Consider the following 21,199-nt stretch of genomic DNA (forward strand, 5'->3'; position numbering starts at 1 on the left):
CGGATCGGGCAGGTTGCGTGTTAGGACCGCTATCTCTCGAAGACGAGCCGGCCGCCGACGACGGTCCGGACCACCTCGATGTCCTTGATCTGTTCCGCGTCGACCGACAGGTAGTCGAGGGAGAGCACGGCGAGGTCGGCAAGCTTGCCGGGCGAGATCGTGCCCTTGAGCGCTTCGTCGCGCGTGGCGAATGCCTCGATGCCGCGGGAGACCGCCGACACACTCCAAGCCCCAACTCGTGTGACCACCCGGCCGGTGCCGTCCGCGGGGAGCGTCCGCGCCGGTCGACACGGCCGGTTCTCCCCGGCGCCACACGTCACCCCGGCGACGTCCGCCGAGCCCTCCCCGCTTGCCCCGCAGGCGATGCCGATACGGTCAAGATGATCAATTCGGCCAATTCATACGGAACGTGACCACTGGCGGCGCGACCGGCGAACGACGACCGGCGACCCACGAACGGCGAACAAGACGCGATGACGAAGTCGACCCGGATCATGCTCGCAGCGCTGACCGTGGGGCTCTGCCTCCTCGTGCCGGCGCCCGGCGCCCTCGCGCAGGAGCGTCCCGACCAGGCCGAACTCGCGCCGACGATGCTCGTGCTCGACGCGTCGGGCTCGATGACGGGCGCGGACCCGTCCGGCGGCACCAAGATGGAGGCCGCCAAGCGGGCCGTCCACACACTCGTGGACGCCACCCCGGCCGGCGCATCGGTCGGGCTCGCCGCCTACGGCACCTCAACCGGCAACTCCGACGCCGAACGCGAACAGGGCTGCCGGGACGTGACGGTCCTGCGCGAGGCCGGCCCGATCGACAAGGCGGCTCTCGGGGCAGCCGTCGACGGCCTCACCCCGCGCGGCTTCACTCCCATCGGACGGGCATTGGAGGTGGCGGCGGAGTCCCTGCCCCAGGAAGGCCCCCGCTCGATCGTGCTCGTCTCCGACGGCGAGGACACGTGCGCACCCCCGCAGCCGTGCGACGTCGTGCGAACACTCGCCGGGCAGGGCGTGGACCTCGTCGTGCACACCGTCGGGTTCGGCGTCGACAGCGTCGCCCGCGCCCAGCTCAGCTGCGTCGCCCAGGCGACCGGCGGCACCTACAGCGACGCACCGGACGCCGAGACGCTGCAACGGGTGCTGCCCCGGGTCACCGCCACCGCGTTGCGCAACTACCAACCGGCGGGCAGCCCCATCACCGGAACCCCTGGTCACGACACCGCTCCGGTTGCGCTGCCGGGGCAGTACCTCGACACCATCGGCCAGAAGGAGAAGCGCTTCTACGCCGTCGACGTGCCGCAGGGGGCCACCGCCTACTTCAGCGCCACGGTCTCCTACCCGCCGCTGCGCAACGTTCCGCGGACCGACGACAACAACGCGCTGCACCTGGACGTCCACGGCATCGACGGTTCCGACTGCCTCAACTCCGAGGTGTCGCAGTCCCTCAGTTCCAGTGACGGCGAGGCGCTGACGGTCGCCTCGACGTGGGACGGGGCGACCGAGAGCCGCAACGAGTCCGGCGATGACCGGTGCCAGGGCGGCGGACGCTACTACTTCGCCGTCGAATGGCACACGGTGTCCTTCGGCGTCCCGGAGCGGATGCCGATCGAGCTTCTCGTCGGCGTCGAGCCCGCAGCCGTCGACACGGGGCCCGTCGCCGTCCTGCCGCCCGCAGAGCTCGTTCCGGCCACCGGCCCGAGCACGCCGGTGGTCGGCGGCGGATCCTTCAACGTGGCAGGCACCCTGGACGCCTCCGGCACCTACACGGACGCGCTCCAACGCAGCGAGTTCGTCTTCTACCGCGTGAAGCTGCAGTGGGGCCAAGGCCTCGCCTACCGCGTGCACTTCGGCGAGACACCCGGCTCCGGCCTCGCCAACATCTCACCGCTGTCGACGACGCTCTACACACCGTTCCGGGAGGAGATCTCCTCGGAACGCATGGTCTACACGGGCAAGGACTTCACGCTGCCGACGATCTCCACGGCCCCGGTCCGTTACAACAACCGTGCCGCCGACGCGAACACGGTACGCACCCAGAGTGTCGCGGGCTGGTACTACATCGCCGTCCAGGTGGGCCCCGTCGCAGAGGACACCCGCTCCGCCGTTCCGGTACCGGTGCGGTTGGACATCTCCGTCACCGGAACCGTCGAACCGGGTCCCCGCTACGACCCCGCCTCCGGCGACGCAGCGGCGGGACCATTCGGTGAGAACCGGTCGCCCGCTCCTGCTGCGCCGCAGGAACCGGTTGCCGCGCCCGTCGACACCGCGACCCACCTCGCGATCTCGCCCGCGGGCTGGATCGCCGCCGGTGCCGTGCTCGTCGCGGCGCTGGTGGGCGGCGCATTCGCCCTTCGTCGGATCCGGAGAGCGAACTCCGACACCTCCGGCCACCAGCCACCAGGCGGTCACTGACGGCACCGGCGGTGCGTCGCCCGCATGACGGGTACCGCTCACCGTGTGGCGCTCAGGGCTTGCGCCCCCAGGCCGAGATCATGGGTGAGGTGCCGAGATCGGGTCACCCGCCTCGCCCGGGTCGACGAGGCACGTCGTGTGGCGTTCGGAGTCGTCCACCTCGAACACCAGGGCAGACGCGACCCGGCGCTGCTCGGCGAGCCGCGCACGGCCATCGAACGCCGGCACGACGCACCGGCCGACACCGCCGGACTCAACGCCGACGTCTTCGACGCCCTCCACACACACATCTTCATGTGAACCAACGAGCCATCCGCCGGGTCCTCAGCGCATGCGACCGACCGCTTCATCGGTGGACAGCACCTCGTGGGCGAAGAATCGGTAGTTGACGATCGCGGCCTCATAGCCGTCGCCCCAGAGCGGATGCCGGGGCCCAGCGGTCGCATCCTTGAGCATGGCAACCTCGAAGCCCCGCTCGATGAATTCGCGCATATGGGATTCGACGCACATGTTGGCCAGCATGCCGCCGAGGAGGATCTTGCCGATCCCCCGCTTGCGCAGTTGCAGGACCACGTCGTTGGTCTGCGGCCCGAACACCTTGTGCGGACTGGCCACAATTGTCTTGCCATCGTCGATATAGCGCTTGAAACGGTCCAGCCGGTCCGCGCCGGAGTTCACGAACCCGCTCAGGTCGAGCTGTCCACTCCGCGCGAATGTACGAGATTCGAACTCAGCGGTCTCGAGTGGTCCGTTCATCATCCAGCCACTGTCGGTCGGATAGAAGTAGTGCGGCGAGATGAACACCTCGTACCCACGAGACTTGGCGGCCTCGAAGGGCCGCTCCATGTTCTCGACCGTCTTGTTCTCCGTAACGCTCGCGCCGACCGCTCCCGGCGGCGATCGGGTTGCTCTGGCCGCCCCGTTCACTATCCGCACAGCTCGGCAAAGCGCCGGGCGTCGATGTTGCCGCCCGAGATGACGACGCCGATGCGCCCGGGTAGGTGCTCGATTCGCCCGGCCAGCAAGGCCGACAGGCCACTGGCGCCGCTCGGCTCGACGACGATCTTCAGCCGTTCGAAGGCGAAGCGCATCGCCTGGCGGATCTCGTCATCGGTGACCAGCGCGATGGCCTCGACCAGACGCTGGTTGACGGAGAAGGTCAGCGCACCCGGCGTGGGCACGGCCAGGCCGTCGGCGATGGTGCGTGGCGCGTCGATTCTCACGAGGCGGCCCGCCTCCAAGGAGCGCCTGGTGTCGTCCCCCGCCTCCGGTTCGACACCGATCATGCGCAGGCCCGGGTACAGGCCCGCGGCGACGTTGGCACTGCCGGCCAGCAGCCCGCCACCGCCGACCGGCACCACCAGCATGTCCAGCCGCCCGGTCTCCTGCAGGAGTTCGAGGGCTGCGGTGCCCTGCCCGGCGATCACGTGGGGATCGTCGTACGGCGGGACGAGGGTCATACCCCGCTCTGCGGCCAGCGCTGCGCCCCGCGCGGTGAAGCGGTCGTAGGTGACGATCTCGGCGCCGTAACCGGCCGTCGCTTCCATCTTGGACGGCAGGGCGTCCTCGGGCATGAGGATCACGGCAGTGGTGCCCAGTTCTCGCGCCGCCAGGGCCACGGCCTGAGCGTGGTTGCCCGAGGAGTAGGTCACGACGCCTGTGGCCAACTGCTCGCGCGGCAGCCGAGAGACGGCGTTGTAGGCGCCACGGAACTTGAACGTGCCGACGCGCTGAACGTTCTCGCACTTCAGGAACACCTCAGCGCCCACAAGCTCGTCCAAAGTGCGCGAGCGCAGCACGGGCGTGCAGTGCGCGACACCCTCGAGCCGGGCGGCGGCGCCGAGGACGTCGTCCAGGGTGACCGGTGGGACGTCCGTCATCGCCTCACGCGTCGGCCGACGGCGAGGGCGGGATCGACACCGTCGTGGACTCGCCGGCCTCGAGCACGAGCAAGCGGTCGCTCAGCCCCCGCTGCGCGAAGGCCGACAGGATCGCGTCCGGCTCCTGCGTGAGGTGCTGCCAGCTGTCCAGGTGGATCGGGATCACGGTCGGAGAGCCGAGGATCTCGGCCGCCTGGGCGGCCTGGTCACCACTGAAGGTGAGATAGGCATCCATCAGCGGACTGCGTGCGCGGCCGGCGAAGATGATCGCGACGTCGATCGGGCCCGCATGATCGGCGACGTCACGGACGACCGCGAGTGAGGCGTTGTCACCGCTCACGTAGACGGTGGGCAGCCCGGCCCCGGACAGGACGAAGCCACGGACCTCTCCGGTCAGGTGTTCGGTGCCCGCGGGACCGTGCTGCGCCGGTACCCCGGTGATCCGTAGTTCCCCGCCGTCCGGCCGCGACATGACGTGGCTGCGCCACAGAGGCAGTTCACGGGTGACACCGCCGAGTCGCTCGGCCGCGGCCGCGGTGCTGAGCACCAGCGGCACGTCGCCGATGAACCGGCGCCCGGCGTCGTCGAGGTTGTCCGGATGCTGATCGTGTGACAACAGCACCGCGTCCACCCGGCCCACCGAATCCGCCGGCACCGCCGGCCCGGTCGTCTTGAGCAGGTTCCGCTGCCCGACCGGATGGTCACCGGGAGGATCGAATGTGGGATCGGTGACCAGCCGCACTCCGCCGATCTCTATCACAGCCGTGGGGCCACCGATCAGCTGAACTGTGATCGATGCGTTCGCGTCCGCGATGGCGGCCGGAGCAGATGAGGAAGATGCAGTCATGCATTCATACTGCCCTGTCGGCGACAGGGGTGTGAGTGGCGTGGAAGCTAACCATCGATCGATTCAAGCCACCGCGAGCGGCCGGGCCCACCGACCCGTTCCCACCAAGTCCCGATTTCGTGGATCATCGACCCAAAGCGCACGTCTACAGCACCGGCGCCCAGCGCGACAGAACCTGGCCACGACTGGCCGGAATCAATCGATACTCAGCTTGGATGTCCCTCACGGTGAACCGGAGGCTCGGCGCACTGTCGAGATATGACGCGGTCATGGTCGCCCGCTGCAGGAATACGACAGTCAACGATGCGGGCCGATATGAGTATCAGGCCCCCGGATCATGAGGTGCAGCGTGAGTGACATGGTGAATACCGATCTGAACGATGCAGGCCGGCTACCGGCCACAGTGGCGATCGTCGGCGGGGGTGCGAGTGGGACCCTCACCGCAGTTCATCTGCTTCGCGCCAACAGTGACCCCGGCCTGCGGATCCTGCTGTTCGAGGCCGACCCGAGCCATCGGCATCTCGGCGTCGCCCACGGCACGACCGACTCGCGGCATCTGCTCAACCTCCGCGCGCAGACCATGAGCGCATTTCCGGATGAGCCTGACCACTTCGCCAACTGGGCCCGGCGGGCCGGCCGCGGGTGGAAGCCCACCGACTTCCTGCCACGGATGGTCTACGGCGAATATCTGAGAGATCTGGTCGCCCAGTTCGGTGACGACCGCCTGACCATCGTCGACGCCCGGGTCGAGGACGTGGTGGCCCGCGATGGTGGCTTCGAGATCATCACGGACAGCACGACCGCCCGGGCGGACTCCGTCGTGCTCGCTTATGGCGTCGCCGCCCCCCGCCGGCTGGCATCCGCAGCGGGACCGGTTCCCGACGCCTCGTGGCATGTGCAGAGTCCCTGGGATCTCGAGGCGCTCGCACGCGTGCCCGACGACGCGACAGTCGTCCTCGTCGGCACCGGACTCACCGCGGTCGACGCTGCCATCACGCTCCTGGACGACTCCCCGCGTCGCCGGGTGGTGATGGTCAGCCGCCGCGGCGAGCTTCCGCGCGCCCACGTGGAGCAGGCAATGCCCGAGTGGTCGACCCGGATTCCGTCCGGCCCGCTGGCTGCGGACGAGGTCGCCGCGCTGGTCCATGAGCAGATCGCCGAAGCCGAGCGGCAGGGTGTCGACTGGCGCGCAGTCGTCGACGGCCTGCGCCCGCAGTCCCAGTCGATCTGGCGTCGCTTCGACGAGAGCCAGCGCCGGCGTTTCCTCTCCGCATACGTCCACACCTGGCACCTGCACCGCAACCGGATGGCCCCCCAGGTCGCTGCTCGGATCGCGGAGTACCGCGATGCCGGGCGGCTCACCCTCCACGGCGGCGGCCTCCAGTCCGTCGAGGACCACGGCACCCGCTGCCGCGTGCACCTCACCAACACCACGGTCGACGCCGAGGCCCTCGTGAACTGCACGGGGCCGCTCAGCGACATCACGATGACCACCAACCCGCTCCTGCGAGCCCTGCTCGACCGCGACACCATCGCCCCGGATCCGCTCGCCCTCGGCCTGGCGTGCACCGAGCACGGCGAGCTTCTCGACAGCCGCGGCGACGTCGTGCCGGGCATGTACAGCGTGGGTCCGCCCACCAAGAGTTCCAACTGGGAAGCCATAGCCGTCCCCGAGATCCGGAACGAGGCCGCCGGCCTCGCCAAGCACCTCACCAGCACCGTTACCGTGAGCAGTGCCGCAGCGCCCGTGACCGGACAGTGAACACGCGGACCCGCTCGACACCGTTGGACCGAGCTCGTGAGGAGAACGAGTCCGGGCTGGGGCGGCGTCGCAAGCTGGTGATTCTGGCCATCTCCTGCACGGGGTTGTTCATCGTGGGGTTGGACAACACCATCGTCAACCTGGCCCTGCCATCGATCGGTCATGAACTGCAGGCCTCGGTGTCGAATCTGCAGTGGGTGATCGACGCTTACAGTGTCGTGCTGGCAAGCCTCCTGCTGCTCGCCGGCTCCATCGGGGACCGGATCGGCAGGAAGCGCGTGTTCCAGATCGGACTGGTCCTGTTCGGCCTGGGGTCGCTGCTCTGCAGCATCGCCCCCAGCGTCCAGCTACTGGTCGCGTTCCGGATGCTGCAGGCCGTGGGCGGGTCGATGTTGAACCCCTCCTCGGTGTCGATCATCACGAACACGTTCACCGAACGCCGGGAGCGCGCCAGGGCCATCGGTATCTGGGGCTCCGTGGCCGGGCTGAGCTGGGCGCTCGGGCCGATTCTCGGCGGCGTTCTGGTGGACGTCGACGGCTGGCGGTCGGTGTTCTGGATCAACGTGCCGATCGCGCTCGCCGCCGTGGTTCTCGTGGCACGGTTCGTGCCGGAGTCCCGCGCGGCACGGGCACGGCAGCTCGATCCGATCGGGCAGCTGCTGGTGATCGCACTGCTCGCCACGCTGACCTACGCGATCATCGAAGCGCCGCAGCTCGGTATCCGCTCGCCGTGGATCATCGGCTGCGTCGTCGTTGCGGTCGTATCGGCGATCACGTTCGTCCGCCACGAGCTCCGCACGGACCACCCGCTGCTGGACGTTCGGTTCTTCAGGAGCGTTCCCTTCAGCGGGGCCACGCTCATCGCCGTGGGCTCGTACGGCACCGTGGCGGGGTTCCTCTTCCTCAATGCGCTCTACCTGCAGGAGGCGCGGGGACTGTCCCCGCTGTCCGCAGGCCTGCTCACCCTTCCGGCGGCGATCATGATCGCGCTGCTGGCCCCCGTGTCAGGACGCATCGGCGGGAACCACCCCCGTATCCCGGTCACGGTCGGAGCCCTGGCGATGGCGGTGAGCTCGTTCATGCTCGCGCAGCTGACCGGGCATTCGCCGCTCTGGCAGCTGGCGGGCGCCTACGCCGTGTTCGGGCTCGGGTTCGGGTTAATCAACCCCGCGATCACCACTGCAGCCGTCTCGGGAATGCCTCCGTCGCAGGCCGGGGTCGCGGCAGCGGTGGCGTCCGCGGGACGGCAGGTGGGCGCGACGCTGGGCGTGGCGGTGCTCGGCTCGGTGGTGACCGCACGCATCGTCGGGCCGGTGTCGACCGGCTTCGTCACAGCGGCACATCTCGGCTGGCTGATCATGGCTGCGACCGGCCTGGTGCTGTTCGTGGTCGGGATGGCGACCACGGGCCGCTGGGCACTCCGCACCGTTCAGGTATTCGACGAGCGATGACTCGTGACCGAGCCACCGTTGCAGTGTTGATGTTCGACGGGGCACCCATGTTCGAGATGTCGGTGCCGGTCAGTGTGTTCGGAGTCGATCGCACGCTCAACGGCGCGCCGCGGTTCACCCTCATTCCGGTACGCGGGGAGCCGGGCGTGCTCACCACCACCAGCGGCATCGAGTTCCGGGTTCCCCATGATCTGGAGGCACTGCAGAACGCCGGGATCGTGATCGTCCCGGCATGGAGGAACTCCCAGGAACGCCCGCCCGAACCAGCGCTGCGGGCACTACGTGAGGCGCACGAGGGCGGGGCACTGATCGTGGGCCTGTGCATGGGCACCTTCGTCCTGGCGGCCGCCGGACTGCTCGACGGTCGACGGGTGGCGACCCACTGGTACCACGCCCCGGTCCTCGCGGCCGTGTGTCCCCAGGTCACCGTCGACCCGACCGTCTTGTACGAGGACGGTGGCGACATCGTCACCAGTGCAGGCACAGCGGCCGGACTCGATGCCTGCATCCACATCGTGCGCCGGTACTGGGGAGCGGAAGCGGCCACGGCCATCGCCCGCCGGATGGTCGTGCCACCTCACCGAAGCGGCGGCCAGGCCCAGTACATCCGCCACCCGGTTCCCGACATCCCTTCCGATGACCTCGGCAAGGTGATGACCTACGCCCTGGAACACCTCAGCGAGGCCCTCGACGTCGAGACCCTGGCTGCCCGGGCGCACCTCAGCCGGCGCACCTTCGACCGGCAGTTCCGGGCCGCGACGGGCATCTCGCCGCTGCAATGGCTTCTGCACCAACGCATCCTGCGTGCCCAGGAACTACTGGAACACACCGGCCTGTCGGTCGACGCCATCGCCCGACAAGTCGGGTTCTCCGCCGCCGTCTCGCTCCGCCCCGCCTTTCGCCGGACCGTCGGAGTGAGCCCGCAGGACTACCGCACCACCTTCCGGGCACGAGAAACAGGCCGAAGCTGGCCGGAACCGATCGTGGATCATCCGGAAGGCCGTTTCCAGAGCAGCTGCTGCGCCATCTGACGCGCAGGAGATCACGCAACGGTCGCCGTATCGCAATTCCGCGGAAGCCGTCACGGCCGGCCACCTTCCGACAACGAGGAATGACATGACAGAGTTCGATGTCAGGCCCATAGACGAAATCCTGAGCACCACCCGAGCTGTGCGCAAACGCCTCGATCTCGACCGTGACGTCCCTGACGACACCCTGTTGAACATGATCGATCTGGCTGAGCAGGCACCGTCCGGGTCGAATCAGGCGAGCCGCCGCTGGATGATCGTGCGCGACCAGGGCCTGAAGACGAAGATCGCCGAGTTGTACCGGGCAGCGGGAATGACGCAGCTCACGGAGTTGGCGGCCACGGCGGCGGAGGCTGACGAGCGTGGTGAACGTGTCGCCCGGTCGGCGATCCACTTGGCGGAGAACCTGGAACGAGTGCCGGTACTGGTCATAGCCACCATCTACGGCGTGCACGACGGCAGCGGGAGACCGAGCTTGTTCGACTCGGTCATCCAGGCCGCGTGGAGCTTCTGTCTCGCGGCCAGGTCACGCGGTATCGGAACGGCATGGACGACCCTCCATCTGCACCGCGCAGCCGAGGTCGCCGAGTTGCTCGGTATCCCTGACGGCGTCACCCAGGTGGTTCTGTTCCCGGTCGCATACAGCACGGGTGGCAGTTTCCGTCGGGCACCGCGCCGGCCGGCCGCCGACGTCACGTACGTCGACCACTGGGGCTTCACCGACCGCCGGATCTCCCCGGCGGAGCGGGCCCACCCGGGTGAAGGGCGCGGGGTGAGCCTGGATCTCGACATCGACGCCACGCCTGAACAGCTGTGGCCGTTGGTCACCGATATCACCCTCCCCGGAAGATTCAGCGGGGAAGCTGTCACCGCGACCTGGGACGAGGAACGGCCCCCGGGGTTGGGCAGCACATTCCACGGATCCAACATGACCCGGGACGCCGGGCATCCCAGCATCAACCTCCTGTTCGGCGCATCCACCGGCGAGATGGCATGGACGACTCCGTGTCATGTCGTCCGCTGGGAGCCCGGCCGCGCCTTCGTCTACAACGTGGGCCTTACCGCGGAGAAGCCATGGGCGCAATGGCGGTTCACGCTCTCGCCGTTGGCCGGGACGCGCACCAGTGTCAGTCATTCGATGGTGATGTGCACCGAGGGGTCGGGCACCTCCGCCGCCACGACGCAATATCCCGATCAGGCAGCGGAGATCATCGTCGGACGTTTCCTCACCATCCGCGACAATCTCCGCCGCACCCTCGAGGGGATCAAGCAACTCGCCGAAGCCGACCGCTGATCAGGCCTGCAGGAGGTGGGCAGCGCGTTCGGCGATGCCGTAGACCGTGGCGTTGGTGTTGGCGTTGACCGGCGACGGCATGACCGAGGCATCGATGACACGCAGCCCGTGGACCCCGCGCACCCGCAGTTCGGTGTCGACGACGGCATCCTCGTCCGTGCCCATCCGGCAGGTGCCCGCGTAGTGGAAGTAGGTGCGGGCGCTGCGGCGCACGTAGGCGCGCAGAGCGCTGTCGTCGCGCACATCGGCGCCGGGCTGGGCCTCCTGGCCTCGCCAGGGCGCGAAGGCAGGCGCGTTGCCCAACTCGCGCGCGGCGCGCAGCCCGGCGACCGCGGCGTCGAGGTCGCGGGGGTCTCGGTAGTAGGCCAGGTCGATCAGCGGGGCGGCGTCGGGAGCGGCGCGGGTCAGCCGCACCGAACCGCGGCTGAACGGGGCCACGACGGAGGCCACGAGCGTGTAGCCCGCGCCGCGCGACGGGCCGTGGACCGTGTCGCCCAGCATCGGCGCGATCGCGCAGAACAGCTGCACGTCCGGCCATGGCGCGTCCGGGCTGGTGCGGATCGTGCCCTTGGCCTCGCCCCCGCCGTTGCCCACCGTGGCGACGACGGGCGCCAGTGCGTGGTGGACCACGCCGGTGACGGGGTGGTCGTGCAGGTTCGCGCCCACCCCCGGACGATCGGCGAGCACCGGGATCCCGAACTCGCGCAGATGGGCCTGCGGGCCGATGCCCGAGCGCAGCAGCAGCTGGGGCGAGCCGATCGCACCCGCGGCCAGCAGCACCTCCCGGCTGCCCTGGACGGTGACGACCTCCGACCCGGTCGAGTACTCGACGCCGGTGCAACGCCCGCCGCTGACGACGAGCCGGTGCGCCAGGGCGTCGGTGACCACATCGAGGTTGGGCCGCTCCAGCACCGGCAGCAGGTAGGCGTCTGCGGCGCTCAGCCGCTTGCCGTCGACGATCGTGAACTCCGCCCAGCCGAACCCCTCCTCCGCCCCGCTGTTGATGTCGTCCACCACGGGATGCCCGACCTGCCGGGCCGCCTCCAGCGCGACCTGCGACAACGGGTGTGGCGGAGAGGTGGGCGACAGCCGCACCGGGCCGCCCCGGCCACGCAGGGCGGGATCGCGGCCTTCCACGTGCTCGCTGCGCTTGAAGAACGGCAGCAGGTCGTCGAAACCCCAGCCCTCCGCCCCTGCCGTGACCCACGCGTCGTAGCTCGCCCGGTGCCCGCGGATGAACGACAGCGCATTGATCGCCGAGGACCCGCCGAGAGCGCGGCCACGCCGCAAAGACACCCGTGGACCGTCCGGAATCTCCACCGACACGCCTCCCCAGTCCATCGAGGAACCGGCCAGCGTGGGCCAGGCCCGAGGGTCAGCGGCGGCGGGCAGCGGGTCCCGGCTCCCGGCCTCCAGGAGCAGCACCCGCGTGCCGGCGTGCTCACTTAGCCGCGACGCGAGCACACAACCGGCCGTTCCGGCGCCCACGATCACGAAGTCGTACGAACCCGAATGAGTACTCATCAACCGACCTTCCCTTGTAGATCCGTTCTTCAGAGGTCGAGCGCCGCGAGGTGGGCACGCACGCGATCGGGATCGGACGGGTTGACCCGCATGCGCCGGTACCTCTCCCGGTCCCCGCCGGAGGCAGTGGGCACGGTGGCGTCGATCCCGAGCTTGGCGGTCACCGGACCGTGGGCGGAGGGGTCGAGGCTGGAACCCTTCGCGCGGGGGACGACGAGCAGGTCGTGGTCGGCTTGCACGCGCGTGGCGACGGCCCAGGCGATCTGCTCGTCGTCGAGGACGTCGATGTCGGCGTCGACGACGGTGACCTGCTTGATCGTCTCCGCCGCGAGGAACAGCGTCAGGATCGCCGTGGTGACGGCGCCCGGTGCGGGGTCGCGGAGTGCGACGACCGCCGAGAGCCGGCAGGAGCCGGACTCCGGGAGCCGCAGGCCCGCGACGTCCAGGCCGGCCCGGCGCAGCGCGCGGGTGCAGTGCGCCTCCCGAGGTACGCCGCCGGCATACATGTGCTCGCGGCCACCGGACAGGATCGTCTGGAACAGCGCGTCGTCGCGATGCCAACCCCCCAGCAACTTCATGACGGGCGCGGGAGCCGCGGGCCCGTACGTCTGGGGATACTCACCGAACGGCCCCTCCTCCGCGCGTTGCCCGGCCGTGAAGCGACCCTCCAGCACGACCTCGGCGTGTGCCGGGACCAGCGCGTCCACCGTCGGAGCCGCCACCAGGTCGATCGGCGTCGGGGCGAGCGCCCCGGCCACCGCGTAGTCGTCGAGATCACGTTCGGCCGGGGACTGACTGGCCAGCACCAGCACCGGATGGACCCCGATGACGAGCGCGACGTCGAGGTCCTCGCCGGCGGCTTCGGCCTCGGCGAGGATCCGCCGCAGCCGGCCGGGCAGCACCAGCACCCGCAACTCACGCTCGCCCGTGGCCAGCATCCGATTGATCGACAGGTTCATCCGGCCCGTCGTACGGTCGCGGACCGCCACCAGCGCCGAGGTCAGATACCGGCCGGCGTCGTACTCGTGCTGCCGCACCAGCGGCAGCACCGACAGCAACGCCTCTCCGTCGAACCGGTTCTTCAGCACCGGCGCATCAGCAGCGTCGACCTCCGGGCAGGCACCGGGCCGGTCCAGTGCCTCGGCAAAGCGTTCAGCCACATCGCCCGATGCGCAGTCGAGCGCGAGCCCCAGGTGATCGTGAGTGGGAATCGTGTTTCCGACCAGCGGGAATCGAGCACCGACCACGTCCTCGAACAGAACTGCCCGGCGCCGTCGGCCCGCTCCAACACCGCAGCGACCTCCTGATCCGGCTCGATCGGAGCCGCGAGTCGCGCGATGTCGCCACGGGCGCCGAGCAGATCGAGCCACGAGCGCAGATCGCTCATCACCACACCGTCCTCAGTTGACATTCGTACGGACGTCAGACACGACCACCGGTCGGGCTCAGCTCCTGGAGGGTTGCGGATCTGGAGATACCCGGTCGTCGAGGGCTGATCAGGTTCGCGCCCACGAAGACGACGACCACGGCCAGCAGGAAGCAGATGAGCCTGCCCGGCACATCCGCCGGGGTGGGGCTGGCCAGGCTGAGGAAGGTGGGCATGAGTCCACCGACCATGAACCCGGTGTTCCAGCAGACCGACGTCGCGCGGGCGCGCAGCGCGGTCGGGTAGCGCTCGTTGAGGTAGGCGATCACCGGGGCGATGGCGGTGTTGGCGAAGAGGACGAGCGCCGAGGCGTACAGGATGACCAGACCGATGTGTCCCGGATCGGTCCGCGACAGCATCCACACCAGCAGCGGCAACAACACCAGGTTGGCCGCTCCGAACAGCAGCATCGTGCGCCGCCGTCCCAGCCACTGGCTCAGTTCCCCCGCCGCGATCGCCGTGATCAGCACGACGACGTTGGCGACCAGCAGTACGACGCCCTGAGCGGACCGGGCCACCCCGAGCACCGTGTCCAGCAGCGTCGGCAGATAACCCGAGGTGAGGTAGTACTGGGCACCGGCGCCGGCGACCAGTACGACGTCGAGCACGAACCCACGGCCGCGACCCGCGCCTACGAGGTCCGGCAGCCCGGTTCTGGCTACCTCCTCCCGGGAACGCGAGTTCCACACCGGGGACTCGTGGGCACCGCGCAGCACGCCATAGCTCAACAGCGAGGCCACCAGACCGGCGAAGAACATCACCCGCCAGCCCCACACGGTGAACGCCTCACCGGGGAAGACGTGCGACACCAGCAGGAACAGCCCGCTGGCCGCCACACCACCGACGCAGGCCCCACCGCCGCTGATCAACCCGGACATCAGCCCCCGCCAGCGCGGTGTCACGCTTTCGGTGCCCAAGGTGTGCGTCGCTGCGACCATCCCGCCGACGAACAGACCCTGAATCAGACGCAACAGCAGGAACAGCGCCGGCGCCAGCAGTCCGATCGCCGGGTAGGCCGGCACTGCGCCCATCGCTGCGGTGACCAGTCCCAGCCCGGTCAGCACCAGCGCCATGTTCTTCTTCCGGCCGTGCCGGTCGGCGATCCCACCGAAAACCGCCGCGCCGGCCGGACGCAGCACCACACTCACCGCGAACGAGGCGTACACCGCGGCCAGGCTCAGCGTGGGCCGGTCGGCCGGAAAGATCGCCTGGCCGACCGGGCCGGCCACGTACAGAAGGATGAACAGATCGAACAGATCGAACGACCACCCGGCGACGGAAACGACACAGGCCTGCACGGTGGCCCGCCCCGACGCATCCTTTTCGACCACACTTACCTCCCGACAGCCGCAGGATCAGACCTTCAACTTCGGCTTGTAGATGTCGAGCCAGATGGCCAGGTCGATCGCGCGTTCCAGACTGCGCCGGGTTCCCGGTGTGGTCGGTGCGTCGTCGGCAACGGCATCGGTCAACCATTTCCGGTCGACCAGCTCGAAAACCGGATGCGCCGAGGCGGCGAGATAATCGCGGCAGACGTTCCTCAGCTTGGTGACGTACTTCGGGTCCTGCGTGGACGGAAAGTTGGCCTTCCGGCGTCGCAGCACCGAGCTGGGCAGAAGGTCACCGGCGGCGCCCCGCAGCAAGGACTTCTCTCGCCCGTCATGAGTTTTGAGAGCCCACGGGGCGTTGTAGACGTACTCGACCAGCCGGTGGTCACAGAACGGCACTCGCACCTCGAGCCCGACCGCCATGGACAACCGGTCCTTGCGGTCCAGCAGCATGCGAAGGAACCGGGTCAGGTACAGGTGGCTGATCTGGCGCATTCGATACTCGAGGTCGTCGTCGCCGGCCGGCCGGGGCACGGCGGCGACGGCGCTGTCGTACGTGTCCTGGACGTAGTCGTCCAGATCCAGCTCGGCCCACAGCCCGGGCTCGAAGCTCTCGGTGTCGAGGCCCCTCATGGGCGTCACGCTCGTCAGCCAGGGAAAGGTGCGGGCGCGCAGCGCGTCCTCGCTGAAGAACTCCCGGTAGCCGCCGAAGACCTCGTCGGCCGACTCACCGGACAGCGCAACCGTGGAGTGGGCCCGGATCTGCCGGAACAGCAGGTACATCGACGTGTCCATGTCGCCCAGACCCTGGGGAATGTCCCGGGAGCGCACGACGGCGGCCCGGACATCGAGGTCGGTCAGGTCGTCGGGATCGAGCAGGATGTCCTGATGGTCGGTGCCGGCGTGGACGGACACCTCGTGAGCGAAGGGGGTGTCCGGAGCGTCGCGGGCGGCGTCGGCGACGAAGCGCTCGGTCTGGCCGAGGTAGTCGACGGAGAAGCTGCGGAGGGTCTCCCCGGTCTGTGCCAGCTGTGCGGCCGCGATCGTGGTGATGACGGAGGAGTCCAGGCCACCGGACAGCAGCGTGCAGCGCGGCACGTCAGATATCACCTGCCGGGCCACGATGTCCTCGAGCAGTTCCCGGACTCGGCCGACCGTGGTGTCCAGGGCGTCGGCGTGCTCGTGCGTGGGCAGACTCCAGTAGCGCGAGGTCCGGACACCGGATCGGTCCACGGTGGTCACGCTGCCGGGCTCGACCTCGCGCATGCCCTCCCACACGACCACACCCGACTTCACCTGGCCGAACATGTCGCGAAGCTCGTCGAGGCCCACGACGTGCTCGGCGAGCGGGTTGGCCAGAATCGCTTTCGGCTCCGAGCCGAATAGCACACCGTCAGCGGTTTCGTAGTAGTAGAGCGGTTTGACCCCCAGCCGGTCGCGGATCATGACGAGCTGCTGCAGCCGGGAGTCCCACACCGCAAACGCGTACATTCCGTTCAGGCGCTCGGCTGCGGCCGCGCCCCATTCCAGATAGGCCCGCAGTACGACCTCGGTGTCGGACCGGGTCTCGAAACGGTGGCCTCGGCCGACGAGTTCGTACCGCAGTTCCTCGTAGTTGTAGGTCTCGCCGGAGTACACGAGCACCACCGAGCCGTCGGCGGTGTCCACCCGCATCGGTTGCCGCCCGCCCGACAGGTCGATGACGGACAGCCGCCGGTGCCCCACTGCGGCATGCTCGCTCGTCCAGACCCCGCCCTCGTCAGGGCCCCGGCAAGCCAGCGTTTCGGTCATCGTGTCGACGATGCGCCAATCCGCACGCAGATCATGGTCGAACGCCACCCAACCCGTGATTCCACACATGGCCACCCTCCCCCGTTGTTCCCCCAGGTCGACGAATTCGGCGTTACGTAAGCCAATCGCGGGTTCACGTGACATCGTGGACGCATTCGTCGCATTGCGGCAGCTACCTGGACCGACGTTACAACATCGGGTGGCCGGTTTTCGCAATCAACAAGTGGATCCCGTCACACGCCGTTGAAGCCATGGCGCCAACAGCATTCAGAGTCGTCGAACAAGCCGGTTATCGATCGATTTCAGCCACGCGATCCCGCATTTCACCACAACGCGATCGAGAAGTACGAGACCCACGCTCCCGCCCTCGCCAGGGCGAACAGGCGCATCTCGTGCCACTCACGATCCGGCCCGCGCCATGATCGTTGCGAGACTCACGCTTAGGCCCTCGCCGGGGCAAACAAGCGGATCTCGTGGCGGTCAGACCGAGACGCGGGCGTTCGCCCCCGCGAGGGCGGATCCGTGGATCTCGCGGCGGCGAGCCCGGGCGGCGGGCGCTGCTCCCCTAGCGATCTGCTCGGGTCGGCTCCGCCGCTCTCGCCCGCGGACGGAAGGTGTTGCGGTACTCCTGCGGTGCGACGCCGGCGAAGCGGTGGAACGGCGGTCGCAGGGAGACCGCCGATGCGAGGCCGACCTGCCGCGCGATGGTGTCGATCGGCAGGTCGGTGTGCTCGAGAAGTTGCTGCGCGCGCAGTACGCGTTGGTGCAGCAGCCACTGCAGGGGCGAGATGCCGACCTCGGAGCGGAACCTGCGGTCGAACGTCCGGCGGCTCAGGTGGGCGTGCGAGGACATGTCCTCGATGTCGAGCACCTCGTCGAGGTGCTCGACGGCGTAGGCCATCGCCCGGGTCAGTTCGTCGGCCTCGGACTGCGCGGGAACGGGCTGGTCGATGTACTGGGCGTGCCCTCCGCTGCGTTGCGGCGGCGCGATCATCCTGCGGGCGATCGCGGACGCCGCGGCCGGACCCCAGAGCCGGCGGACGACGTGCAGGCAGGCGTCGATGCCGGCGGCGGTGCCGGCGCTGGTGATCACGTCGCCGTCGTCCTCGTAGAGGACCCCCGGGTCGACCCGGACCTCCGGGTAGGACGCCGCGAGTGAGGGGGCGTGGAACCAGTGGATGGCCGCCCGCCTGCCGTCGAGCAGTCCCGCGGCGGCCAGCACGAATGCGCCCTTGCCCAGCCCGACGATCAGCGCCCCGTCGTCGTGCGCCTCGCGGAGCGTGCGCAGCGCGGGCTCGGGGGCTTCTTCCATCGCGCCGCGCCAGGCCGGGACGATCACGATGCCCGCCGTCGCCACGTCCTCGAGACCGTGGGGAGCGTGCATCCTGACCCCGCCCGTGCTGGTGAGCGTGCCGGGCTCGCCTGCCACCGGCAGCACGGTGAACCGAGGGGCTCCGGTGACGCTGCGGTCGACACCGAAGACGCTGATCGGGACCGACATCTCGAACAACGGCGCCTGATCGAACATCAGGACGGCGACGACCGCCTTGTCACGAGCCATCCGGTCCTCCCGGTGTCGACCGTTCATGATGTCCCCGGTCCCGCGGTCGTACATGTCGTTCAGGCGGCGCGGCCGGCCGAGGCCATGGTTCGGCCGAGGAATCCTCGAATGTATCCGACGGCGGTGTCGAGCGCGCTCTCGAGCAGGAAGTGGCCGCCGGCGATGAGGTGGATCTCCGCGTCCGGGAGGTCGCGGGCGAACGCTGTGGCTCCCGCCGGGCCGAAGATCTCGTCGCCGTTGCCCCAGATCGCCAGCAATGGCACCTGGCTGGTGCGGAAGTAGTTGTGCACGGCGGGATAGAGCGGCGGGTTGGTGGCGTAGTCGCGGAACAGGGACAGCTGGATCTCGTCGTTGCCCGGACGGCTCACCTCGGCGTGGTCGAGGGTCCAGGTGTCGGGGTCGACGAGGTCGGGCTCGCGCACGCCGGTGAGGTACTGCCAGCGGATGGCCTCGAGGTCGAGCGCCCCGCGGACCCCACCTTCGGTGTCGGGGCCGGGTGCCTGGGTGTATGCCCACACCCCGGCCCAGAAGGACGGGACGAAGCCGTCGTCGTAGGCGTTGCCGTTCTGGCTGATGATCGCCTGCACGGCGGCGGGGCGCCGCAGCGCCAGACGCCAGCCGATGGGCGCGCCGTAGTCCTGCACGTACATCGCGAACCGGTCGATCCCCAGCTGGTCGAGCAGGCCCTGGGTGATGTCGGTGAGGGCATCGAAGGTGTAGCCGAACTCGGCGGGCGACGGGGTGGCGGACTGCCCGAACCCGATGTGGTCCGGGGCGATGACGTGGTAGCGGTCGGCCAGTGCCGGAATCAGGTGGCGGAACATGCGTGAGCTGGTCGGGAAGCCGTGCAGGAGCAGCACGACCGGCGCGCCGGCCGGGCCGGCCTCCCGATAGAAGACCCGCTGCCCGTCCACGGTGGCAGTGCGGTGGTGAACCTCGACCATGACTAACTCCGTTCGCTGGTCTTACCGGTTAGAGCGACGAGGTGATGACACACCGTCGTGTCTAACTTGTCAACTTGAGCAGCGTGGTTAGAATCGCATCATGTCGGACGTAACGGCGCACGAGGACGAGGCACTGCTCCTGGACCTGCTCAACAGCACTCCGGTCGTCGATGGCGGCCAGCTCGACCTGCTGACCACCGACGGAGAGGAATGGTCGCGCGCGCACGGCGGGGTCGGGTCGACCGAGGAGGTGGCCCACCTGCGGCAGGTCCGCGACGGCCTGCAGGCCGTTGTCCGGGGCACGGAGCCGGCGGATGCGCTCACGCCGCTGCTGGCCGGCGTGCGCCTGCGCCCGGAGGCCGCGCCGAACGGGCTCGCCTGGTCCCTCGACGTCGAGGAGGTGCGGCGCCCGTCCGCGCGGGCCCTCCTGGCGTGGGGCCGGGTCCAGGAGGAGATGCCCGGCCGCCTGCGGGCGTGTGCCAACGACGAGTGCCGGCTGTTCCTCCTCGATCGCAGCAGGCCGAACACCGCCCGCTGGTGCTCGATGAAGGTCTGCGGGAACCGCCTCAAGGCACGCCGCCACTACCAGCGCACCCGCCCCATGGACTGAGGCATGTGTCAGTGCAGCGTCACCTCGCCGTGCTGAAGGAGTGCTGGCCTTCGTCACCGCGGGCTTGACCGCCTGAGGAACGGCTACGTCGCGGCCGCGGCGGCGGTGGGAAGGTCCCGGTCGCGGCGGATCGGGCCGGCAAGCAGGAACCCGATGCCGGCCGCCATGCCGACGGACGAGACCCAGACGGTCGTGCGGGTTCCCAGCGCGGCGCCGAGCGCGCCGCCTGCCAGCGCGCCGACCGGGATGGCGCCGTAGTTGAGCAGTTGCATCGCCGAGACCGCCCGCCCGAGCAGGTGCCGTGGGCAGTAGGCCTGGCGCCACGCCGACTTGATGACATTGACCGCGACGACCCCGGCGCCGTTGACGAAGCTCCCGACGACGAACAGCGCGAGCAGCGGGCCGCGCTGGGCCAGCGGGATCATCAGTCCGGCCAGAGCGCCGACGACCTCGATGACCAGCATGCCGCGCGCGGTCCCGAAGCGTCGCGCGATCATCCCGGCGACCAGTGCACCCGCCACCCCGCCCACACCGGAGACCGCGACGAGCACCCCGACGATCGCCGGGCCGACGCGGACCTCGTCGAGCAGGAACACCACCTGGATGGCCGCATAGACCATGTACGTCATGTTCACGGACGCCCCGAACAACGTGAGCGCGCGCAGATACGGGTCGCCGAACACGAACCGCAGACCCTCGCCGATATCCGCTGTCAGCCCCGCGACTCCCCCGGCGCGAGGTCGCTGCTCGACCGGGGGTTCCCGGTAGCGGATCAGCAGCAGGCAGACCGCCGAGACCACGAACGTCGCCGCGTCGACCAGCAGGCCGACGACCGCGCCGACAGCCGCAGCGAGGAGACCGGCGATGGACGGGCCGACCACCAGCGAGGACGCGCTGCTGGTCTGCAGCGCCGCGTTGCCCTCGGACAGGTCGGCCGGGTCGAGCAACGAGGGCAGGTAGGCCTCATAGGCCGTCTCGAACCCGACACGAGCAGCCCCCGAGACCAGCGCGACGACCACCATCTGCACCAGGCTGAGCACCCCGAGCCAGGCCGCGATCGGGACGCTGGCGAAGGCCAGCATCGACACGACGTCGGCGCCGAGCATCACCGGGCGCCGGATCACCCGGTCGACCCACACCCCGGCAGGTAGCCCGACCAGCAACCACGGCAACCACACCGCCGCGGTGATGACCCCGACGGCGAACGGACCAGCACCGAGCTGCTCGACCGCGACCAGGGGCAGCGCGACCGTCGATATCGCGCTTCCGACGAGGCTGGTGGTCTCCCCCACCCAGAGCAGCCGGAAGTCGCGATGCCGTCCCAGTAGCCTCCCGCGCACCCGCGGAT

Annotated in this window: 18 protein-coding genes; 7 read left to right on the forward strand and 11 right to left on the reverse strand. The window is 69.4% G+C overall.

Annotated elements, in window-relative coordinates:
- Positions 1-29: 29 nt before the first annotated feature.
- Positions 30-221, reverse strand: a complete 192-nt coding sequence (locus AC5L35_RS06650; RefSeq protein ID WP_495058657.1) for an amidohydrolase family protein — start codon at positions 219-221, stop codon at positions 30-32.
- A 252-nt stretch (positions 222-473) separates the two neighbouring features.
- Between AC5L35_RS06650 and AC5L35_RS06655 the strand changes: the two genes are divergently transcribed.
- Both AC5L35_RS06655 and AC5L35_RS06660 read left to right on the forward strand, forming a co-directional pair.
- Positions 474-2,405, forward strand: a complete 1,932-nt coding sequence (locus AC5L35_RS06655; RefSeq protein ID WP_495058658.1) for a vWA domain-containing protein — start codon at positions 474-476, stop codon at positions 2,403-2,405.
- 138 nt (positions 2,406-2,543) lie between these two features.
- Positions 2,544-2,705, forward strand: a complete 162-nt coding sequence (locus AC5L35_RS06660) for a hypothetical protein (protein WP_495058659.1) — start codon at positions 2,544-2,546, stop codon at positions 2,703-2,705.
- Between the two features lie 24 nt (positions 2,706-2,729).
- Here AC5L35_RS06660 and AC5L35_RS06665 read toward each other — a convergent pair whose 3' ends face one another.
- From AC5L35_RS06665 to AC5L35_RS06675, 3 genes are read right to left on the reverse strand one after another with little or no spacing between them, the layout of a single operon-like run.
- On the reverse strand, positions 2,730-3,341 hold the full coding sequence (locus tag AC5L35_RS06665) for an isochorismatase family protein (RefSeq protein WP_495058660.1): 612 nt from the start codon (positions 3,339-3,341) through the stop codon (positions 2,730-2,732).
- On the reverse strand, positions 3,332-4,285 hold the full coding sequence (locus AC5L35_RS06670) for a pyridoxal-phosphate dependent enzyme (RefSeq protein ID WP_495058661.1): 954 nt from the start codon (positions 4,283-4,285) through the stop codon (positions 3,332-3,334). Before AC5L35_RS06670 ends, AC5L35_RS06665 begins: the two co-directional genes overlap by 10 nt.
- Before the next feature lie 4 nt (positions 4,286-4,289).
- Entirely contained in the window at positions 4,290-5,132 is an 843-nt protein-coding gene (locus tag AC5L35_RS06675) for an MBL fold metallo-hydrolase (protein WP_495058662.1), read from the reverse strand.
- A gap of 358 nt (positions 5,133-5,490) precedes the next feature.
- Between AC5L35_RS06675 and AC5L35_RS06680 the strand changes: the two genes are divergently transcribed.
- From AC5L35_RS06680 to AC5L35_RS06695, 4 genes are all read left to right on the forward strand, one after another.
- Positions 5,491-6,894, forward strand: a complete 1,404-nt coding sequence (locus tag AC5L35_RS06680) for an FAD/NAD(P)-binding protein (RefSeq protein WP_495058663.1) — start codon at positions 5,491-5,493, stop codon at positions 6,892-6,894.
- Between the two features lie 23 nt (positions 6,895-6,917).
- A complete protein-coding gene (locus AC5L35_RS06685; RefSeq protein WP_495058664.1) occupies positions 6,918-8,345 on the forward strand; it encodes an MFS transporter in 1,428 nt (475 codons plus the stop codon).
- Positions 8,346-8,368: 23 nt separating this feature from the next.
- Positions 8,369-9,376 (forward strand): GlxA family transcriptional regulator, encoded by a 1,008-nt coding sequence (locus AC5L35_RS06690; RefSeq protein WP_495058703.1) that lies wholly within the window; start codon positions 8,369-8,371, stop codon positions 9,374-9,376.
- An 85-nt stretch (positions 9,377-9,461) separates the two neighbouring features.
- Positions 9,462-10,667 (forward strand): nitroreductase family protein, encoded by a 1,206-nt coding sequence (locus tag AC5L35_RS06695; RefSeq protein ID WP_495058665.1) that lies wholly within the window; start codon positions 9,462-9,464, stop codon positions 10,665-10,667.
- Here AC5L35_RS06695 and AC5L35_RS06700 read toward each other — a convergent pair whose 3' ends face one another.
- The 6 genes from AC5L35_RS06700 to AC5L35_RS06725 all read right to left on the reverse strand — a co-directional run bounded on the left by AC5L35_RS06700 (position 10,668) and on the right by AC5L35_RS06725 (position 19,241).
- Positions 10,668-12,191, reverse strand: coding sequence for a GMC family oxidoreductase (locus AC5L35_RS06700; RefSeq protein WP_495058666.1), 1,524 nt, complete (start codon positions 12,189-12,191; stop codon positions 10,668-10,670).
- A gap of 29 nt (positions 12,192-12,220) precedes the next feature.
- Positions 12,221-13,561 (reverse strand): UbiD family decarboxylase, encoded by a 1,341-nt coding sequence (locus AC5L35_RS06705; protein ID WP_495058667.1) that lies wholly within the window; start codon positions 13,559-13,561, stop codon positions 12,221-12,223.
- Between the two features lie 52 nt (positions 13,562-13,613).
- A complete protein-coding gene (locus AC5L35_RS06710; RefSeq protein WP_495058668.1) occupies positions 13,614-14,948 on the reverse strand; it encodes an MFS transporter in 1,335 nt (444 codons plus the stop codon).
- 24 nt (positions 14,949-14,972) lie between these two features.
- Positions 14,973-16,805 carry an asparagine synthase (glutamine-hydrolyzing) gene (gene asnB, locus AC5L35_RS06715; protein ID WP_495058704.1) on the reverse strand — a complete coding sequence of 611 codons (1,833 nt, stop codon included), beginning with the start codon at positions 16,803-16,805 and terminating at the stop codon, positions 14,973-14,975.
- Between the two features lie 496 nt (positions 16,806-17,301).
- On the reverse strand, positions 17,302-18,297 hold the full coding sequence (locus AC5L35_RS06720; protein WP_495058669.1) for a GlxA family transcriptional regulator: 996 nt from the start codon (positions 18,295-18,297) through the stop codon (positions 17,302-17,304).
- A 59-nt stretch (positions 18,298-18,356) separates the two neighbouring features.
- Positions 18,357-19,241: an alpha/beta fold hydrolase gene (locus AC5L35_RS06725; protein WP_495058670.1), complete on the reverse strand. Its 885-nt coding sequence runs from the start codon at positions 19,239-19,241 to the stop codon at positions 18,357-18,359.
- Between the two features lie 100 nt (positions 19,242-19,341).
- Between AC5L35_RS06725 and AC5L35_RS06730 the strand changes: the two genes are divergently transcribed.
- Positions 19,342-19,851 (forward strand): CGNR zinc finger domain-containing protein, encoded by a 510-nt coding sequence (locus tag AC5L35_RS06730; RefSeq protein WP_495058671.1) that lies wholly within the window; start codon positions 19,342-19,344, stop codon positions 19,849-19,851.
- Between the two features lie 83 nt (positions 19,852-19,934).
- Here AC5L35_RS06730 and AC5L35_RS06735 read toward each other — a convergent pair whose 3' ends face one another.
- The gene (locus AC5L35_RS06735) at positions 19,935-21,191 is read right to left on the reverse strand and encodes an MFS transporter (protein ID WP_495058672.1); all 1,257 of its coding nucleotides are present in this window, start codon (positions 21,189-21,191) and stop codon (positions 19,935-19,937) included.
- Positions 21,192-21,199 lie beyond the last annotated feature (8 nt).

The organism is Pseudonocardia sp. OZ21 (genome assembly GCF_059359135.1).